This is a genomic window from Flavobacterium sp. GW823-FHT04A11 (assembly GCF_058796535.1).
The window spans coordinates 1,511,173-1,530,936 of the sequence record NZ_CM179503.1; the positions used below are offsets into that span (position 1 = coordinate 1,511,173).

The following is a 19,764-nucleotide window of genomic DNA, read 5'->3' on the forward strand; positions in this document are numbered from 1 at the left end:
ATTTTGTTATTTTTTGTGAATCGCCTTGTTTTGATTTTTATTATGTATACTTTTGCAGAGTAATTTAGATTAATTCATACTAAAAATATAAAAATGAGAATAGCGGTTGTAGGTGCCACTGGTATGGTTGGCGAGGTAATGCTTAAAGTTTTAGCGGAAAGAAATTTCCCTGTAACAGAATTAATTCCTGTTGCATCTGAAAAATCAATTGGAAAAGAAATTGAATATAAAGGTCAAAAATATAAAGTTGTAGGATTGCAAACGGCTGTTGATATGAAAGCTGATATTGCCGTTTTTTCTGCCGGAGGAGATACTTCATTAGAATGGGCGCCAAAATTTGCTGCAGCCGGAACTACCGTTATTGATAACTCATCGGCTTGGAGAATGGACCCGACTAAAAAATTAGTAGTTCCTGAAATCAACGCTTCGACCTTAACAAAAGAAGATAAAATTATTGCAAACCCAAACTGTTCTACTATTCAAATGGTTTTGGCTTTAGCTCCTTTGCATAAAAAATACAACATCAAAAGAATTATTGTTTCTACTTACCAATCGATCACCGGAACTGGTGTAAAAGCGGTTAGACAATTAGAAAATGAATACGCCGGAATTCAGGGAGAAATGGCATATAAATATCCAATTCACAGAAATGCGATTCCACATTGCGATAGTTTTGAAGACAACGGATACACTAAAGAAGAAATGAAATTAGTTCGCGAAACTCAAAAAATTCTTGGTGATAATACGATCCGTGTTACAGCAACTGCTGTTCGTGTGCCAGTTGTAGGCGGCCATAGCGAAGCTGTAAATGTTGAGTTTACAAATGATTTTGATGTAAACGAAGTACGTGAAATTTTGCATAATACTGATGGGGTGGTGGTGCAGGATAATTTAGACACTTTTACATACCCAATGCCATTGTATGCAGAAGGTAAAAATGATGTTTTTGTGGGTAGAATTCGTCGTGACGAAAGCCAGGAAAATACATTAAATATGTGGATTGTTGCTGATAACTTAAGAAAAGGAGCTGCAACAAACACAATTCAAATCGCTGAATATTTAATTCAGGCAGGTTTGGTATAAGCCAGAGATTAAAGAAAATTGTTATAAAGAAAAAACCGTAATTACATTTTGTAATTACGGTTTTTTTGTATGTTATTTTTGGTACATTTATTTCGTGAATTATTCCTTAAATCTAAAAATAGTATCGCACGAATCATGAAAGATATCAACCTAAAATACATCGAAGAAAATTATCTGGAAGCTGAAGAAGTTATCAGTTTAATGAATATTACTCCGGATAAATTTAATCATCTTATTGAGGCAAAACTTATTCCGCAGCCATCATATAGTATTGATTCAGAAATAACAATTAGTTCTTCTTTAGGCGATAGTTACAAGGTTGTTTCTTCTAAAAAATATTTTCCAAAAAGCATTTTGCAGCTTATTGCAGATAATACGCTGCATCATAATCCGGAAAAATTTAAAAAGGATTTTAGAGAAAATCTTCTATCTAATTTAAAAAATCACAAATACAAAACATTCGCTTACGGAAATACTTTTGACGAAAACGGACAAATCGATCTGGTAAAAGCAAATATAGCTTTAGAAGAAGAATGGGACTATTTTTGCAAAGGAATTTATGGTATTTGTACTTTAGAAAATACTGAAGAAGCGATTATTGAGAAAGAAATTGCAATAAAAAGAATTTTAGATTTTATTGAAAAGAAAGGTTCAGCAATAACTGCCGAACAAATAAATCAGTTGAAAGATCTGAATAATGTATTTAATGATTATACAAGTGATTTTGCGCCTTATCAGCGAGAATTAAGCAGCAGAGGTAAATACCTGGATAAACTGCTAAAAGAATTTCTGCTGGAAGATTTAATTAACAAATACGAGTAATATCAATTCCAAATAAAAAATTCCAAATTCCATAGAACGACTGACGTTTTTGGAATTTGGAATTTTTAATATATTGGAATTTTATTTTTAATATTCAGGAGCCAGTTCTAATTCCAGTCCTTCTAATTCTTCAGTAATTGGGATCTGACAACCTAAACGGCTATTAGATTTAACATAAAACGCTTCCGAAAGCATGGCTTCTTCTTCATCTCCCATTTCAGGTAATGCAACATCATTTAGAACGTAACACTGGCAAGAAGCACACATGGCCATTCCTCCGCAGGTTCCTTCAACAGGAAGTTCGTATGCCTTGCATAACTCCATTATATTCATTGCCATATCAGTTGGAGCCTGTAACTCGTGTATAACTCCTTCTCGATCTTTAATCTTAATTAATACATCCATTTTTAATGTTGGAATTTTCTGATTTAGGATTTTATAACGTGAAAAAATCCTTTGTTGTTTTAACTAGTTGGTTTTGTGCTAAAAGCGTACTCTTTTTTGTTACCTTCTTTTTGGCGCATTTTTACACCCAGAATATAACCGTTTTTTTCTAATATAGTAACAATAGCAATAACGGAGTAATAATCTCTATCAGCCTGAAAAACCAGAGTTCCTTCATAAGTGGAGTTTACAACTCCTTGCTTGTCTGTAGAAACAGAAACTTTTCTTGGATGTGAAAATTGTGCTGAACTATAAGTTGCTTTGTTGGCAAATTTAGCTTTTCCATCGCAGAAATCATATAAAAAATCGTAATTGCCAATTCTTAAAGTTCCTTCTTCATCATTTGAATTGGTTGAGAATATAATTTTTCCCGAATAGGTAAAATCAGTCCATTCTTCTGATTCATTCAAATAAGCTTTGTCAACGATAAGTGTTGTTGTTGTGTTTTGTTGCGCATAACTTGCTGAAACAAAAAACATTAATAAAATAAGAGCGTAAAAATTCTTCATAAATTTCGTTTAAGGGGTTACTCTACAAATTTAAGTTAAAAATGTAACAATCCTCTGTAGGAATCTCTTAAATCTTTATATAATTTTTTGATAAAACCGCAAAAAGTCGCTTTATTTTGAATGTTTTTTGTGTTTTTCGAAACCAAAACGATTAAAGGTCAATTATTCTTGTTAAAATGAGAATTTTCTTAATCCTTTAAAAATTACAATTGTTACATAATATTTACCACAGTTTCTATCTGTGGAGCATATTTTTTTATAGTGGTTTCAACACCTGCTTTAAGTGTCATTTGATTTACGCTACAGCTAATACACGCTCCCTCAAGACGAACTTTAACATGTTTGTCATCGTCTATGGAAATTAGTGTAATGTCTCCTCCATCAGAATTTAAAAAAGGTCTGATTTCATCAAGAGCCAATAATACGTTGCTTGTTAATTCTTCTGTTGTCATAATATTTATTTGTCAATTAGAATGTGCCAATTAGAAAATGAGATAATTAGAAAATTTTAATTCCCCAATATTCATTATCTAATTATCTCATGATCTAAATTATCTAATTATTTTTTTACTGCTGAACAACCTGCCATTGTTGTAATTTTAATAGCTTCGGTAGCAGGTAAACTTTCATTTCTGTTTACGGTTTCCTGTACAACGTTTCTTGTGATTTCTTCAAAAACAGTTTCAATTGGTGATGCTGTCTGCAAAGCTGCCGGACGTCCATAATCTCCGGCTTCACGAATAGATTGTACAATTGGCACTTCTCCCAGAAACGGAACATTTAAATCTTCTGCAAGATTTTTAGCTCCTTCCTGACCAAAAATATAATATTTATTGTCAGGTAATTCTTCCGGTGTAAAGTAAGCCATATTTTCTATGATTCCCAAAACAGGAACATTAATATTGTCCTGCATAAACATTGCAACTCCTTTTTTAGCATCGGCAAGAGCCACAGCCTGAGGTGTACTTACTACAACGGCACCGGTAATTGGCAATGATTGCATGATAGAAAGGTGAATATCACCAGTTCCGGGAGGCAAATCGATTAACATAAAATCTAATTCTCCCCAATCTGCATCAAAAATCATTTGGTTTAATGCTTTTGCTGCCATTGGACCTCTCCAGATTACGGCTTGGCTTGGCGCTGTAAAAAATCCGATAGAAAGTATTTTAATCTCATAACTTTCAATAGGTTTCATTTTTGATTTTCCATCAACAGTAATCGAAACCGGTTTTTCGTTCTCAACATCAAACATAATTGGCATCGAAGGCCCGTAAATATCCGCATCAAGAACACCAACTGCAAATCCCATTTTGGCTAATGTTACGGCTAAATTTGCTGTAACAGTAGATTTTCCAACTCCGCCTTTACCGGAAGCAACGGCAATAATATTTTTAATTCCAGGAATTGCACGACCTTTAATTTCGTTTTTTTCCGGAGTTTCAACTTTAATATTTACTTTAATTTTTGCATCTGCAGATACCAATTCGTGAATTGTTTTTTTGATATCGTCTTCCGCTCTTTTCTTAATGTGCATTGCAGGAGTATGCAGTACTAAATCTACCACAACTTCATCACCAAAAGTCAATACATTGGCAACAGCTCCACTTTCAACCATATTTTTTCCTTCTCCAGCTACTGTAATTGTTTCCAGAGCTTTAAGAATTTCTTTTCTGTCTAATTTCATTTTATTGTCGTGTTTGTATGGATTGAAATTAATCTAAAAATTCTTTTTATTTAAACCGATTTCAGACTGCAAAGATAAATGATTATGTTCGGATTTTGGCTTTTTTGTATTGGATTTGTTGATATTGAGATTATTCAAACTAATACAACTCCATTTTTATTTTTACATTTTTATTTATAAAAAAAAGTACAGCAAAACTTCATTTAATTTATAATGCATTGTTATTGTTAAAAAATATGAATTTTCGTATAATTTATTATGCTCCATAAAATTGTTTTGAGTATAATTTTGTACCTTTGAGTACCCTGAATTTTTGATTTCTCCTACTTTAAAAAAATAGACGAAGGCTTATTTTAGGGTATTCCATACAGTTTTCGCTATTTTTCAAATAAAGATGTATTCTAAATTTAAAAGATAAAATTATGCGAAACTCCAGCTTTTTAGTTTTACTTATTGCCATCAGTTTTTCCTTGTCATCTTTCGGTTTTTCCAAAAATAATAAAGTGGTAATTGACAATAAATTAGCTTTAAGGGAAAACATTTTTCTTCCGGTCAAATCAATTTCAGGATTTTCTGTTGATAGCGCGTCTCTTAATAATTTTTTTAAAACCTATTCTAAATTAAAAAAATACGAGAAAGATGTTTTTGATCTTTATAGAAAGCGTCAGTATAATGCAATTTGGTATGATGATAAAAATATCAGTGAATTTGGGCATTTGCTGTACCAAAAAGTTAATGTGATGAAAGAGCAGGGCATCGATAAAAAAATGCCTTATAAAGATGTGATCGACCAGATTTTTAATGAAAGCGTAACTGAAAAGCCCTCTCAAATAAATACCGAATTATTACTGTCTAGTATGTATGTTTTTTATGCCAGTAATGTTTATTCTGGCGAAGATGCAGAAACTTTAAAAAAAATCGGCTGGTACCTGCCAACAAAAAGCATTTCGTATTCAAGGTTATTAGATTCACTTATTGTAGATCCAAACCGACTCACTAAAGATGAACATCTTTTGTTTAGTCAATACTATAAACTTCAGGATGTTTTAAAAAAATACAGAGCGATCGAGAAAAATAATTTATGGAAAAAAATTGTTATTGACAGCGCCACGTATCAGGAATTAAAACCAATGGATAGTTCAGCAATAGTGGGTCAAATTAGAGAACGTTTGTTTGTTGTGGGAGATTTGAAACAGGATTCTAAAAGAAATGTTTATGATGAAGAAATGATGGCCGGCGTATTAAATTATAAAAAAAGATATGGACTCAAATTGAACTATGCGCTGACCAGGGAACACATCAATCAAATGAACGAACCTATTGCAAACAGAATCAAAACGATCATGATTAATATGGAGCGATGCAGATGGATACCGGCAAAATTGGCCAATGCAGACGAATTGGTCATGGTCAATATTCCTTCGTATAGATTATTTTATGTTAAAAATGGGAAATACGAACTGGTATCTGATGTTTTTGTGGGAACAAGAATGACCGAAACCGTAATTTTTAGCGGAATGATAGACAGAATCGTTTTTAGTCCGTATTGGAATGTTCCGCAAAGTATAATTGATAATGAATTAAAACTCAAAATTGCCGCCGATAAAAATTACCTCGCCGAAAATAATATGGAGTGGAATGGAGGCCGTGTCAGACAAAAACCGGGTCCTAAAAACTCGTTGGGTCTCGTTAAATTCATGTTTCCAAATCCTAACGATATTTATTTGCATGATACACCGGCCAAAAGTTTGTTTGAATTTGAAAAAAGAACTTTTAGCCACGGCTGCATTAATGTAAAGGAAGCAAAACAACTGGCATTGTCCATTCTAAAAGACAATCCGGACTGGCCTGTCGAAAAAATAGAAAACGCAATGAGCGGTGAAAAAGAAACAACCTGTATGCTCAAGAATAAAATTCCAATTTACATCTGTTATTTTACCGCTTGGGTAAACGATGAAACCGGCGAAATTAGTTTTTTTGCAGATGTATATGACAGAGACAAACGTTTGGATAAACTGCTTTATTCTGATGAAATAGTGATGAATTAAACAAAGAATTAAGCTCTAAAAATAATAAAAAATACCCGTTAGATTTTATAAATCTAACGGGTATTTAAAAAAATGGTCTACAAGTTCTTATTCGTATTTTAAATATTTTAAAATATCTATTTTAGTTACCTGATAGGCTTTTGCCGAAACAATCAGTAACGTCAGGATCAATAAAGAAATAAGCGCAATAGTAAACGGAACAACCGAAACTCCGATTCTGAAAGCGAAATTCTCCAGCCATTTCTGTAATAAAATATAAGCCGGTACTACGCCAATTGCAAAACCAACCAGACAGAAAACAATATATTGTTTTGATAATTCTTTTAATAAAACATCGGTTTCTGCGCCAAGCGTTTTTCTGATGGCAATTTCTTTCAATCGTCTTTCCATAGAAAAAGAAGCCAAAGCAAATAATCCAAAAATGGCGATAATGATTACAACAAGATTCAGAATGAAAAACAAATCCTTCTGTTTAACCTGTTCCTGGTATGTTTTTGCAAATCCTTTATTGACAAATTCATAATCAAAAGGATAATCAGGATTTACATTTTTCTCCCAATATGCTTTTAGTTTAGCCAATGTTTCGGTTAAATTATTTGGAGAAACTTTTAAATAAACATTATTAAAGTTATTCCATTTTAAAGTTTTAAGATTGATAAAAACCATAGGCGGAACTTTATCCTGAAGTCCTGTAATATGAAAATCTTTTACAACCCCAACAATTTTAAATTTCCTGTTTTCCTCATTTTCGTCTCCCCAACCAGAGGTTATAATTGTATTTATTGGGTTTTTAAGATTTAAAGTTTTTACCAGAGTTTCATTCATCAGCATATTAGTAACAGTATCTGATGCAAACTGTGGCAACAAATCGCGTCCCTGAACAATTTTTATCTTCATCATTTCAAGAAAACCAAAATCCATTTCAACATTTCGTGGCTGCACATGAATTCCATTATGCGTAAACCCTGAACTCGAATTGGTACTATTTCCAAAAGTTCCTGCAAAAGTAGATATGTTTTGAACGCCGGATATCTTAAGAATTTCCTGCTTCATAGCAATGTATTTATCAGTTCTTTGTTTGCGTTCCGGATAATTAAACGGAATTCTAATTACCTGATCACCATTAAAACCTAGATCTTTATTCATCATATAACCTACCTGCGAATTTACAATCAACGCACCAATGATAAAGAAGGCTGCAATTCCGAATTGAAAAATCAACATCGAATTTCGAATCCAAATTCCGCTTTTACTTCTTGAAAAATTACCCTTTAAAACTTTTAAAGTCTCAAAGTTTGAGATGTAAATAGCTGGAAAAATACCCGCAAGAATAATTACTAATCCAAAAATGAAAATAAGCTGCAGGTAAAATTCACCGCCATTCATAGTCAAAGTTTTCTTCAAAAATGTGTTATAATAAGGTAAAGAAAGCTCCACAATTGCCAATGCAAATAGTATGGACAAAATAACAATTATAGCAGTTTCAAAAATAAACTGGGTAACAATCTGGCTTTTAGTAGCCCCTACAATTTTGCGCACTCCAACTTCTTTAGCACGTTTTATTGCAGAAGCTGTCGCCAGGTTAATATAATTTACCAATGATAAAACTAAAATCAAAATAGACAGACCAACCATGATATAAAGCAATTGCAGATTGCCTTTTCCTTCAGGAAAATTAATTCCCTGAGAAGATTTTGTACCATGCAGGCGAGCGGTCTTTAACTGATCTATTATTACCGTTGTTTCTCCATTTTCCTTAACAAATTGGGCTACAGTTTTACCGCTTTCTTTTGCGTCTTTTAAGGTTCTGTTGACAAAATTCACGTTTTGCATTTTCTTTAAAAGTGCCACCGGATCAGTACCTTTTTTGGTTTTGATCATCAGGCCATAATTAAAATTTCCCCAGCTCGTTTTATCATCTTCACGCTTAACACCGCCAAAAACGTAATTTGGTTCTATAGAAGATGGTCTAATCAAATGATAAACCGATTTTACAGTATAAACCTTATTATTATAAGTAACGGACTTACCAATTGGGTCTGCATCATTAAAAAGTAATTTGGCAGTTTCTTCAGAAATGGCGACACTACTGTCTTCTTTCAGTATATTAGTTTTGGCTCCTTTTACAATCGGAAATGGGAAAACATCAAAAAAACCATTATCAGAAACTGAGATTTTTTCGCCCATTATTTTTTTACTTCCGTATTTTATCGGAGCGTTGTCGTACCAGGTGTTGTTAAAAAAGCAAACAGATTCAATTTCAGGAATTGTTGCTTTGCAGGTTTCTCCAAAAGGTATTGAATTTGATGCCCATGTATTCCCGGTACCGCCAATTTTGTTCAAAACCTGATACGTATTTTCTTTTTCAGGATTCCATTGGTCGTATGCATTTTCATTATTCCAATATAAAATGGCAAAAATTACTCCGGCAATTCCAATGCTTAATCCCATAACATTTAAAAACGAAAACAGTTTGTTTTGCTTTAAATGATAAATAAATATTTTAAACCAGTTAAAAATCATAGTTTGTCTCTTTTAAAACGGTTAGTTAAATAATAGCTAGTATTTTGCAAACAAATCCCACCAGGATTGTAATTGCAGTAACAATAAATTGAATCATTTTATATTTATTTAGCGTCAATAAAAACATCTACATTTCTCTGATTTATTTTTTCAGAAAATATTACACCGTCTTTCATGTGAATTGTTTTTTGCGAAAACGAAGCATCATAATCAGAGTGTGTTACCATCAAAATTGTCGCACCTTTAGCGTGCAAATCTGTCAAAAGTTCCATTACTTCATTACCGTTTTTACTGTCCAGATTTCCTGTTGGTTCATCGGCAAGAATAATTTTCGGATCATTTACCAAAGCTCTTGCAACTGCAACCCTTTGCTGCTGACCACCGGAAAGCTGTTGCGGAAAATGTTTTAATCTGTGTGAAATATTTAATTTTTCTGCAATAGCTTCAATTTTTTGTTTTCTGTCCGATGCTTTTACATTATTATAAAGCAACGGCAATTCGATATTATCATAAACCGAAAGCTCATCGATCAGATTAAAATTCTGAAAAATAAATCCGATGTTTTCTTTACGAACATTAGCTCTTCCTTTTTCCTTTAAACCAATCATTTCCTGATCTAATAATTTATAACTCCCGTCAGTTGCGCTGTCTAAAAGCCCTATAATATTCAGTAAAGTCGATTTTCCACAGCCTGAAGGCCCCATAATCGTTAAAAAATCTCCTTTTTTAATCTCTAAAGAAATCCCGCTCAAAGCAGCTGTTTCTACTTCTTCGGTTCTAAAAACTTTGGTTAAATTTTGAATGGTTATCATATTCTTTAAGGTTTTTAATGTTATTGTTTTTTGATTGATGATTGAAACGTTGGTAATTATAAATTATGAATTGTAAACTGTGACTGCGACTGAAAACTGCGACTAAAAACTAACTACTCCGCCTGAATCGACAATTCCTCAATATCTTTATAATCAGAATACGATGAGGTAATCACAGATTCGCCTTCTTTTAATCCTTCCAGGACTTCATAATACGAAGGATTTTCTCTGCCTAATTTTATATTTCTTCTTTCTGCCTTATTTCCTTTTACAACAAAAATCCATTTGCCGGCAGTTTCCTGATTAAAACTTCCTTTTGAAACAACCAGCGTTTTGTTTTTCTCTGATAAAATTAGTTTGACACCAAAACTAAGTCCGTCCTGCAGCGTAATATTTTCTTTAGAAGTAAAAGCCAATTCAACTGTAAAATGTCCGCCTTTCACTTCCGGAATCACTTTAGTAACCAATACTTCGAGTGTTTTTCCTTTAAATTCCACCTGTCCTTTTAAGCCTTCGCGTAATTTTTCCAGATAAAATTCATCTACTTCCGCGATTAATTTATAACCTTGTTTAGAGTCTATTTTTCCGATGCTTTCGCCAGCCTGAAATGTTTTTCCCAAAACAGGTTCAAAAGAAGTCAATCGACCGGATTCCGGAGCTGTAATCAGGAAATTCTTTTTGTTGTTTCTCAAAATATCCAAACTCATTTCCATGGTCTGAATCGAACGGTTGATTTGCGAAATCTGAACCTGATTACTTTGTTTTTCCTTTTGAATGCTTTGCTGAATCGTTTTTTTACGCTCTTCCTGAAAACGCAGACTTTCCTTAAACGTATTCCAGTCATTTTTCGAAATCACATCTTTCGCATACAATTTCGAGTTCATATCATACAATCTTTTGGCATCATTATAATCGTGTTCTATTAAAACCCAATCCTTTGTTAAGTTCAGTTCCTGATTTCTAATATTCAGTTTTCCCGTGTTCAAATTGTTGATTTGCTCGATAATAGCCGTTTCCTGAGTCAGATAATTCAATTCTGTATTTGGGTTGTATAAACGAGCAAGTGATTGTCCTTTTGTAACCATTGCACCATTTTCGACAAAAATCTCTTTTACAGATCCGCCTTCTGTAACATTGACAAGCATGACATTTAGCGGTTCAACTTTTGCCTGAAAAACTACAAAATCTTCAAAAAAAGCTTTTTCAACTTTTTGCACTGTAAGTTCTTCTGCTTTTACATTTAAACTTCTTTTTGAGTTAAAAGAAAAAACAACGATCACAACCAAAACTAAAAAAACAGCAATTGCTATTGTCAGATATCTAAATTTTCTATTTTTACGAGGAATTACCTTGTCCATTTTTTTAAATAATTTACTGATAATCAATAGGTAAATACTGTGCCATAAAAAGTATTATCTGTAAAGTATTGATTTTAAAGAAGCTTTAAAAAACATCAAAAAAAGTAGTGTTCGATAATGAACAGTTGACCGTTCAAAATCGGACAAAAAAAGACAACATGCGAAAAAAACAAGCCCAAATATTAATCGTTGACGATCAGGAAGAAATTCTTTTTTCGGCAAAAATGATTCTCAAAAAGCATTTTGAAAACATTTTTACAACAAATAGTCCCAAAAAAATCATTTCTATTTTAAGTGAAAATGAAATAAATGTGGTTTTATTAGACATGAATTACCGAATTGGGTTTGAAGACGGGCGCGAAGGAATTCATTGGCTGAAAGAAATAAAAGTACTTTCGCCACAAACCGTTGTGATTTTAATGACTGCTTTTGGTAAAATAGATACAGCCGTTGAAGGCATAAAAATGGGTGCTTTTGATTATGTTTTAAAACCCTGGCACAACGAAAAACTGCTTGAAACCATTGATAAGGCTGTGGCCGAAAGCCGAAAGAATACTAAAAAAACGGTTGTTGAAAAAACAGAAAAAAGATATTTTACCGGAACTTCTGCCAAAATAAAACAAGCCTATTCCATTGCTGAAAAGGTAGCCAGAACAGATGCCAATGTTTTGATTTTAGGAGAAAACGGAACCGGGAAATATGTTTTTGCCGAATTTATTCACCAGCATTCAGAACGAAAAAACCAGCCTTTTGTGCATGTTGATTTAGGATCTTTGAGCGATAATTTATTCGAAAGCGAACTTTTTGGTTATGCCAAAGGCGCTTTTACCGATGCAAAAACCGATACAGCCGGAAGATTTGAAACAGCACAAAACGGAACTATTTTTCTCGATGAAATTGGTAATATTCCGTTGCATTTGCAGTCAAAGTTATTACATGTTTTGCAAACCAAAACCGTAACCCGTTTGGGAGAAAGTAAAGCCAGACCTTTAAACGTTCGAATTATTGCCGCAACAAATAGTGATATTAAAGCTGAGGTAAAAAACAAAAACTTCCGTGAAGATTTGCTTTATCGCATTAATACGATGGAAATTCATTTGCCGTCATTGCGGGAAAGAAAAGATGATATTGTCCCGATGGCGCATTTTATTTTAGAACAAATTGCAGAAAAATACAATCATGATCCCGAAGCTTCGGAATGGCGTTTTGAAGACAATGTTGCGCCGTATTTAGAGAAATATCCGTGGAAAGGAAATATCCGCGAAATGGAAAATAAGATCGAACGTGCTTTGATTTTGGCCGAAAATAACACCATTTCTGTGCAGGATTTAGACATTCTCGATTTTGAAGATGTTCAGGAAAACGACGATAATCCCTTGTCTGAAATGGAGAAAAATGCCATCGAAAAAGCATTATTCAAACACCATGGAAATATAAGCAAAACCGCCGAGGAATTGGGTTTGTCAAGAGCTGCTTTGTATCGAAGAATTGAAAAATACGATTTAAAAAATATTTAAGCCTAGATTGATTTTACCGCAAAGCACGCAAGGTATTTTTAGTTGTGTTTACAATTGTGTTTATTAAGTTCGCAAAGCTGATTGTAGCGAACTTTGCGTAAATACTTTGCGAACTTCGCGGTTAAATTTTCATCAGCATTATAAAGAAAAAAAATAAAACAATGAAGAATTGGAAGTTCTATAACGCCTTATTTGTAAGAGTCTTATTTGTTATGACACTCTTTTTTGTTTGTGTTTTTCTAATCTATAAAATGTTTTATTATAACGCGCTTTTGGTTGGATTTTTTGGTGTTGTCATGTTGTTTGAAATCTATTTTTACATCAAAAATAGAGTGCTGTTTTATGACAGAACCTTACTTTCCATGCTTCAAAATGACTTTTCAACCAATTTCCCCGAAGAGAATAAAAAGGATAGTTTTAAAAATTTATATCTTCTATATGAAAGTTTAAAAACGCAGCAGCAGGAACAAACCTCAAAAGAAATTGTGTATCAGTCTATTTTGAATAATATTGAAACCGGCGTTTTAATCTTAGAAAAAGACAGCGAAGAATGGAATATTTTTTTGATGAACGATTGTTTTTCCAGCTTGTTTAATGTTCCAAAAGTCAGCCATTGGAAATACCTTAAAAATTATCTGCCGTCACTTTGCAATGAAATTGAGAAAACAGATTTTTCCGAATTAAAATCGGCAATTTCGATTAAAATTGAAGAACAGGATTTACAGACTTTTATTTTGCAAACGTCACTTACAAAAACCTATAACAAAGAATATTATATTATTTTATTAGATAGTATTCAGCGTGTAATTGAGAAAAAGGAGAAAGAAGCGTGGATAAATCTGATGAAGATTATCTCGCACGAATTAATGAATTCCTTAACGCCAATACGTGCGCTATCGCAGAATTTACTTCAAATTGTAGATCAGGAAAAACTCGAAGAAGATGATTTTGACGACATTAAAAGCAGTATTTCAACCATCATAAACCGAAGCGATCACTTGCAGGTTTTTGTCGAAAACTACCGAAAACTCGCCATGCTGCCAACGCCAACAAAAGTAATGACACCAATAAACATTCTTTTTGAGGATTGCCTGCGCATTATGAATCCAATTCTAAAAGCAGAAAACATCGAATTGATAAATGAAATCAACAGTTCGCGTTCGATTTTAATTGATAAAAGTCAGATGGAACAGGTTATTATCAATTTGATTACCAATAGTATTTATGCTTTAAAAGAGAAAGAAGAAAAGAAAATGTTTCTGTCAAGCTACACAGAAAATAACCGCTTTTTTATCACGATTTCAGACAACGGAAAAGGAATCGATTCTGAGATTCGGGACAAAGTATTTCTGCCGTTTTTCACCACCAGAAAAGACGGCGCCGGAATTGGTTTAACGCTTTCTAAAAATATCATCGAAGCGCACGGCGGTTATCTAAGTTACCAAACAGATGAGGAGAAAACCAGTTTTGTGATTTGTTTGATTTAGGTTTTTTTCCACCATATAAGTGATGTAAGTTCATATTAAGTTTTAGTTTACTTTGTCATTAAATCGCGCAAAGTCGCAGAGTCGCAAAGCAAAACTTAAAAATACTTTGCGACTCTGCGACTTTGCGTGAAATTTTATACGCAACGGTTTAAAATGAACTTACATCACTTATTTGGTGAAAAATTAAAGTTCAACCTTAGGCTGCCAAAAGTGTTTTTCAAGATCTACAATTTGATGATTGACAACTTTGATTCCTTCGTTTTCCAGAAGCTGCTGCATTAAATTCGTTCCTTCAAAATGGTGTTTTCCTGTTAGAAGTCCTTTTCGGTTTACGACGCGATGTGCGGGAACATCATCCATATTATGGCACGCATTCATTGCCCAGCCCACCATTCGGGCAGAACGTGCTGTGCCTAATGCTTTTGCAATTGCGCCATAAGAAGTTACTTTCCCGTATGGAATTTGTCTGGCGATTGCATATACTTTTTCGAAAAAATTATCTTCAGCCATTTTTTAGAATTTTGTTACCATTAAGATATTAAGTTTCATTAAGACAAAGCTTAATATTTCTCAATTTGGTGTGATAAAAGTTTTCATAAAGTAAAACTTAATTTTTCTTAATCTCTTAATGGTTCAATTTAAAGAAAAATCTTTTTAATCCTGTAATCTGTGGTCTATATTTCTACCCGAAATAGTAATTCAGAATATTAAAAAGTGTCACTATCGCCACCAAACCCGTAATGCTTCCAATAATAGTATTCATGTTACGCATCAGATAATCGGTTTTCTTTTCGATTCTGCCAAAGAAGGCAACATAGCTGTAAAGCGCTGCAAAAGAACCGACAACAGAGCCCATTACAAAAGTAAAAATGATATTGGTTTCAAATACAAAAAGGTGGTAAGACGCCAAAGTAACACTCACCACAACGTAATACGGAATTGGGAAAAAGTTCAGACCCGAAAGTAACATTCCTAAAAAGAAACGGCTTTTTTTACTGCTCTTTTTAATCTTCGATTTTTTGGCTTTTGGTTTGGCTATAAATAAAAAGTAGATCGTTAAAATTGAAAAAATAACAAAACCTACTTCTCGCAATAAAGTCACAACATCCGGGCGATTGTCAATTACGTGAGCAAATAAAACCGCCAGATACACCTGAAAAAAGATAACGACAACCGCACCAACTACAAACCATAAAGCATTCTTTTTTCCTTCTTTCAGATTTATTTTAGCAGCCGTCATGTTTAGTAATCCAGGTGGAATAATTCCAATGAAAGCAGCAATAAAACCTGAAAGTAATGGAGTAAGTAAGGCCATTCAGTTATTTATGGGTTCGTAAATTCATTTTTCAAAACTAAATTAATCTTTAATTTTGAAGCGAATATACGTAATTGCCTTATTAATTTCTAAATATTGTTTCTCATAAAAGGTTTGAAAAGCAGTAACTTCTTCCGGACTTCCTTCGTTTTTATACACATTGTGATTGGCATATAAAACCTCATGTCCTTCACCGTGAAGCAATCCAAGAGTGTAGCCGTGCATAAATTCGCTGTCGGTTTTTAGGTTTACGACACCGTCTTTTTTAAGGATTTTTTTATACAATTTCAAAAATTCAGAATTCGTCATTCTGTGTTTTGTTCTCTTGTATTTAATTTGCGGATCCGGAAAAGTAATCCAGATTTCATCCACTTCATGATCAGCAAAAATATGATTGATTAATTCGATTTGAGTTCGAACAAAAGCAACATTATGCAATCCGTTTTCAACGGCCGTTTTTGCGCCTCTCCAGAAACGTGCGCCTTTAATGTCAATTCCGATAAAATTTTTGTCTGGATATCTTTCTGCCAATCCCACAGAATATTCTCCTTTTCCACATCCTAATTCTAAAACTAAAGGATTATCGTTTTTAAAGAAATCAGAATTCCATTTTCCTTTTAAAGGCATTAAATCGCCTACAACTTCTTCTCTTGTTGGTTGAAAAACGTTTTGAAATGTTTCGTTTTCTCTGAATCTTTTTAGTTTATTTTTACTTCCCACTTGTACAAAAATTTTCCGCAAAATTAAGGAATATAAACGAATGAAAATAGCTGAATTGGGTTTAAAAATTTTTAGCCACGAATTCACGAATTTTATTTCTACAATAGAGTATTAAAAATTCGTGAATTTGTGGCTAATTTTAATGTTGCAAATATTTTATTACCCGTAATGCGGTTCGGTTATTGGTTTTAAAGGATCAAGGGTTTCGTCGTGTTGCGATAAATCCAATCCGATGTGTTCGTTTTCTTCAGAAACACGAAGCGGAATTATAAAGTTAGTTACTTTAAATAAGAAATAAGCACCGAAGAAAGTGAATATTGAAACCAGAACCAACGCCATCATGTGATGTGCAAATACGTTCCAGCCTCCGTGAAGCAAACTTGCCTTTTCGCCGTGAGCAAAAATCGCAGTTAAGATCATTCCCATGATTCCGCCAACACCGTGACAGGCAAAAACGTCAAGCGTATCATCGAATCTTTTTGATAAACGGCAATTTACGACTGTGTTTGAAACCAAAGCTGTGATAAATCCAAAAAACATACTTTCCGGAACTGAAACATAACCTGCAGCCGGCGTTATGGCAACTAAGCCAACAACAGCACCAATACAAGCGCCAAGAGCCGAAACTTTTCTGCCGTTCATTCGATCAAAGAAAACCCAGGTTAACATGGCTGCAGCCGATGAAGTTGTGGTTGTGGCAAATGCCATTGCGGCTGTTCCGTTTGCGGCAAGCGCAGAACCGGCGTTGAAACCAAACCATCCAAACCATAACATTCCGGTTCCTAATAATACAAACGGAATATTGGTTGGTATATGCTGACTGTTTTTTCTTTTTCCTAAAACCAGAACTCCGGCCAAAGCGGCAAATCCGGAACTCATGTGTACAACGGTTCCTCCGGCGAAATCTTTTACACCAAAATAACTTCCTAAAACGCCTGTTGGATACCAAACAGAATGACACAAAGGAGCGTAAATGAAAATCGTAAATAAACTGATGAAAAGTAAATACGAGATAAAACGAACGCGCTCTGCAAACGAACCCGTGATAATAGCCGGCGCAATAATCGCAAATTTCATTTGGAACAAAGCAAACAGCATAAACGGAATCGTACTTGCCAATTGTTTATGAGGCAAAACGCCCACATAATCCATAAAAGCAAAAGTAGTAGGATTACCAAAGAAACTATAAAAATGATCTCCGGAACCAAAACCCACAGGATCTCCAAAAGCCAGACTAAAAGCCACGACAACCCATAAAAGTGTTACAACGCCCAAACATATGAAACTTTGCAACATGGTCGAAATCACATTTTTTCGGCCTACCATTCCGCCATAAAAAAAAGACAATCCAGGCGTCATGATCAAAACCAGACAGCAGGAAGTTAACATCCAGGCGACATCAGCAGGAACAATATGATCTGTGGTGCCAAATTCTGATAGAACGTAATTATTTTCGGTAACCGTTGGCCAAAATGCACCGGTAATACAAACAATACTTATAATAATAAAGGAGATGACCCAGCGTTTTTCTATTTTCATTTTTCAAATACTTTATTGAACCCTATTTTTTTTGGGGTCAAAGTTAAAAAAAAATCAATATTTAGATTTTCAGGGCTTAAAAAATAGAGGCTTGGCTTTTATTTTAGTCGATTTTGTAAAATTCGATCTGTTTTTTTGAGACAATCTTATTTTGAACTTCTAATTTACCGCTAATATTGTCAATTGTATTATAATTAATTTGATATCGGGTTTCGTAAAACGCTAGAAAAGTTAGGATTATAATAACAAACCGTGAAAATGTTTATTTTTTCTTAAGCTTGTCAATTAAAACGTCTTCAACCGGAGATTTTAATTTTGTTACGCTATCAACTTCGTCATTCGGAATTGTCATCGATAAAACATAATGCTGAATTTTCCATTCTTTGCCCACTTTTACCAAAACTCCGGATCCGCGGCAGATTTTCATTTGCGTATTCAGCAATTCATCAAACCAGGCAATTTTTCCGGATTTATCAAAAAAGATATGACGTTCGAGAGCGGTAAAATTCCAAGTTGTTCCTTTGTCGAAAAAAGGTTTAGCCCAAACTGAAAATTCTTTTTTGGTCCAGTTTTCTGTAGCATCGGTTCCAATATAAATTGCATCGTCGCTTAATGCCGAAAAATAGGCGTCGAATTTTACATCGGCAGCATCTTTGTGCCACGTGTCTAGTGTTTGATTGATTTTGTCTTTTTCGGTGTTTTGTGCGTTTGCGAATGTTGCAACGAATAAAAGTAGTAGGATTGATTTTTTCATATGAAGTTTGTTTTGGTTTAAAGTTAGTAAATATTTTATCAAAGGTTCAAAGATGCAGAGGTTCAAAGGTGCAAAGTTTTTTGCTGCAAATTATTTCACGCAGATTTTAAAAAGATTTTGGCAGATATATGCAGATGATTTATTCTCATTTTTGTCATTTCGAGGAACGAGAAATCACATCCAGAGAGCAACGAGCTTTATGTCTTCACCTTATGCGATTTCTCGTTCCTCGAAATGACAAACAAGACGGTATAATTATTTTAAAATTAGACCTTGCATCTTCGTGGGATTGCGCGAGAATAATAAAAACAACCACATGTTAAATCTTAAATTCCCTTACCTAACTTATATGGTTTAATTACTATATTTGAGAGCTTTTAAAATCTACAATCATGAATTCAAAAATACTTATCAGTTCGTTAGTTCTTTCTTCATTACTTTTTATTTCTTGTAAAAAAGACTTAGAACCTCAGGAAAATACACCAACATCAGAATTGGTAAAATTGGGATTGATGAAAGACACTACAAAAGTAAATTCAGTGGTTCAAAACCCGGTTCAGACAAATTCAAATACAGTTTTGAGTTCTAACGCCGGGCTAAATCCAGCACACGGACAACCGGGACACAGATGCGATATTGCCGTTGGCGCGCCTTTGAATTCGGCTCCAACGCAAGGACAAACGGCCACTGCACAGCCAACGCAAACCGTTCAGGTAAATCCAACGCAGCAAAATGTGGTTACGACAACTACGACAACTGCCGCGCCGGTAAAAGTAGGAAAGGGAATGAATCCGTCGCACGGACAACCCGGACACAGATGTGATATTCCGGTTGGAGCGCCTTTAAATTCTCCTGTTGCAGCAAAACAAACAACCACAAATACAGCACAAAGCGGAAGCACTTCGCAAACCTTTACCGTTACGCCACCGGCAAATAACAATGTTCCCGCTTTATTAAGCACCGAAACACCAACAGTTGCCGAGGGAATGAATCCCGCTCACGGACAACCCGGACACCGTTGCGATATCGCTGTGGGAGCTCCTCTACCGAAGTCTTAATAGGAAGGTACAAAGATACAGAGCAGCAAAGGTACAAAGGTATAGAATGACAAAGGGACAAAGGTGCATAGAAAACTTAGCACCTTTG

Annotated in this window: 18 protein-coding genes; 6 read left to right on the plus strand and 12 right to left on the minus strand. The window is 34.1% G+C overall.

The genetic code is table 11. The features are described from left to right. Positions 1–93 precede the first annotated feature (93 nt). Together AC3QL1_RS06600 and AC3QL1_RS06605 are read left to right on the plus strand one after the other, a co-directional pair. On the plus strand, positions 94–1,083 hold the full coding sequence (locus AC3QL1_RS06600) for an aspartate-semialdehyde dehydrogenase (RefSeq protein ID WP_492496172.1): 990 nt from the start codon (positions 94–96) through the stop codon (positions 1,081–1,083). A gap of 135 nt (positions 1,084–1,218) precedes the next feature. Beyond that, positions 1,219–1,905 (plus strand): DUF6058 family natural product biosynthesis protein, encoded by a 687-nt coding sequence (locus AC3QL1_RS06605; RefSeq protein ID WP_492496174.1) that lies wholly within the window; start codon positions 1,219–1,221, stop codon positions 1,903–1,905. Between the two features lie 87 nt (positions 1,906–1,992). Here AC3QL1_RS06605 and AC3QL1_RS06610 read toward each other — a convergent pair whose 3' ends face one another. The 4 genes from AC3QL1_RS06610 to AC3QL1_RS06625 form a co-directional block, all read right to left on the minus strand. Next, positions 1,993–2,310, minus strand: coding sequence for a 2Fe-2S iron-sulfur cluster-binding family protein (locus AC3QL1_RS06610; RefSeq protein ID WP_012023404.1), 318 nt, complete (start codon positions 2,308–2,310; stop codon positions 1,993–1,995). Between the two features lie 59 nt (positions 2,311–2,369). Continuing rightward, entirely contained in the window at positions 2,370–2,858 is a 489-nt protein-coding gene (locus AC3QL1_RS06615; RefSeq protein ID WP_492496176.1) for a hypothetical protein, read from the minus strand. A gap of 212 nt (positions 2,859–3,070) precedes the next feature. Further along, positions 3,071–3,310 carry a NifU family protein gene (locus AC3QL1_RS06620; RefSeq protein ID WP_026982674.1) on the minus strand — a complete coding sequence of 80 codons (240 nt, stop codon included), beginning with the start codon at positions 3,308–3,310 and terminating at the stop codon, positions 3,071–3,073. Positions 3,311–3,417: 107 nt separating this feature from the next. Continuing rightward, on the minus strand, positions 3,418–4,545 hold the full coding sequence (locus tag AC3QL1_RS06625) for an Mrp/NBP35 family ATP-binding protein (RefSeq protein WP_492496178.1): 1,128 nt from the start codon (positions 4,543–4,545) through the stop codon (positions 3,418–3,420). Positions 4,546–4,967: 422 nt separating this feature from the next. On the opposite strand from AC3QL1_RS06625, the gene AC3QL1_RS06630 reads away from it, so the two are divergent. Beyond that, a complete protein-coding gene (locus AC3QL1_RS06630) occupies positions 4,968–6,593 on the plus strand; it encodes a L,D-transpeptidase family protein (protein ID WP_492496180.1) in 1,626 nt (541 codons plus the stop codon). An 87-nt stretch (positions 6,594–6,680) separates the two neighbouring features. Here AC3QL1_RS06630 and AC3QL1_RS06635 read toward each other — a convergent pair whose 3' ends face one another. The 3 genes from AC3QL1_RS06635 to AC3QL1_RS06645 form a co-directional block, all read right to left on the minus strand. Continuing rightward, entirely contained in the window at positions 6,681–9,116 is a 2,436-nt protein-coding gene (locus AC3QL1_RS06635) for an ABC transporter permease (RefSeq protein WP_492496182.1), read from the minus strand. 104 nt (positions 9,117–9,220) lie between these two features. After that, the gene (locus tag AC3QL1_RS06640) at positions 9,221–9,928 is read right to left on the minus strand and encodes an ABC transporter ATP-binding protein (protein WP_492496184.1); all 708 of its coding nucleotides are present in this window, start codon (positions 9,926–9,928) and stop codon (positions 9,221–9,223) included. A gap of 113 nt (positions 9,929–10,041) precedes the next feature. Beyond that, positions 10,042–11,286: an efflux RND transporter periplasmic adaptor subunit gene (locus AC3QL1_RS06645; protein WP_492496186.1), complete on the minus strand. Its 1,245-nt coding sequence runs from the start codon at positions 11,284–11,286 to the stop codon at positions 10,042–10,044. A gap of 158 nt (positions 11,287–11,444) precedes the next feature. Here AC3QL1_RS06645 and AC3QL1_RS06650 point away from each other — a divergent pair, with 158 nt between their 5' ends. After that, positions 11,445–12,803: a sigma-54-dependent transcriptional regulator gene (locus tag AC3QL1_RS06650; RefSeq protein WP_492496188.1), complete on the plus strand. Its 1,359-nt coding sequence runs from the start codon at positions 11,445–11,447 to the stop codon at positions 12,801–12,803. A 161-nt stretch (positions 12,804–12,964) separates the two neighbouring features. Continuing rightward, positions 12,965–14,290 carry a sensor histidine kinase gene (locus AC3QL1_RS06655; RefSeq protein ID WP_492496190.1) on the plus strand — a complete coding sequence of 442 codons (1,326 nt, stop codon included), beginning with the start codon at positions 12,965–12,967 and terminating at the stop codon, positions 14,288–14,290. A gap of 183 nt (positions 14,291–14,473) precedes the next feature. Here the strand turns inward: AC3QL1_RS06655 and AC3QL1_RS06660 are convergent, their stop codons facing one another. From AC3QL1_RS06660 to AC3QL1_RS06680, 5 genes are all read right to left on the minus strand, one after another. After that, positions 14,474–14,800, minus strand: coding sequence for an MGMT family protein (locus AC3QL1_RS06660; protein ID WP_492496192.1), 327 nt, complete (start codon positions 14,798–14,800; stop codon positions 14,474–14,476). A gap of 172 nt (positions 14,801–14,972) precedes the next feature. Further along, positions 14,973–15,605 (minus strand): LysE family transporter, encoded by a 633-nt coding sequence (locus tag AC3QL1_RS06665; RefSeq protein ID WP_492496194.1) that lies wholly within the window; start codon positions 15,603–15,605, stop codon positions 14,973–14,975. A 42-nt stretch (positions 15,606–15,647) separates the two neighbouring features. Next, positions 15,648–16,325 (minus strand): tRNA (guanosine(46)-N7)-methyltransferase TrmB, encoded by a 678-nt coding sequence (trmB, locus tag AC3QL1_RS06670; protein WP_492496196.1) that lies wholly within the window; start codon positions 16,323–16,325, stop codon positions 15,648–15,650. 159 nt (positions 16,326–16,484) lie between these two features. Then, entirely contained in the window at positions 16,485–17,864 is a 1,380-nt protein-coding gene (locus tag AC3QL1_RS06675) for an ammonium transporter (RefSeq protein WP_492496198.1), read from the minus strand. A gap of 262 nt (positions 17,865–18,126) precedes the next feature. Next, positions 18,127–18,618 (minus strand): nuclear transport factor 2 family protein, encoded by a 492-nt coding sequence (locus tag AC3QL1_RS06680; protein WP_492496200.1) that lies wholly within the window; start codon positions 18,616–18,618, stop codon positions 18,127–18,129. 392 nt (positions 18,619–19,010) lie between these two features. On the opposite strand from AC3QL1_RS06680, the gene AC3QL1_RS06685 reads away from it, so the two are divergent. Then, on the plus strand, positions 19,011–19,676 hold the full coding sequence (locus AC3QL1_RS06685) for a hypothetical protein (RefSeq protein WP_492496202.1): 666 nt from the start codon (positions 19,011–19,013) through the stop codon (positions 19,674–19,676). Positions 19,677–19,764 lie beyond the last annotated feature (88 nt).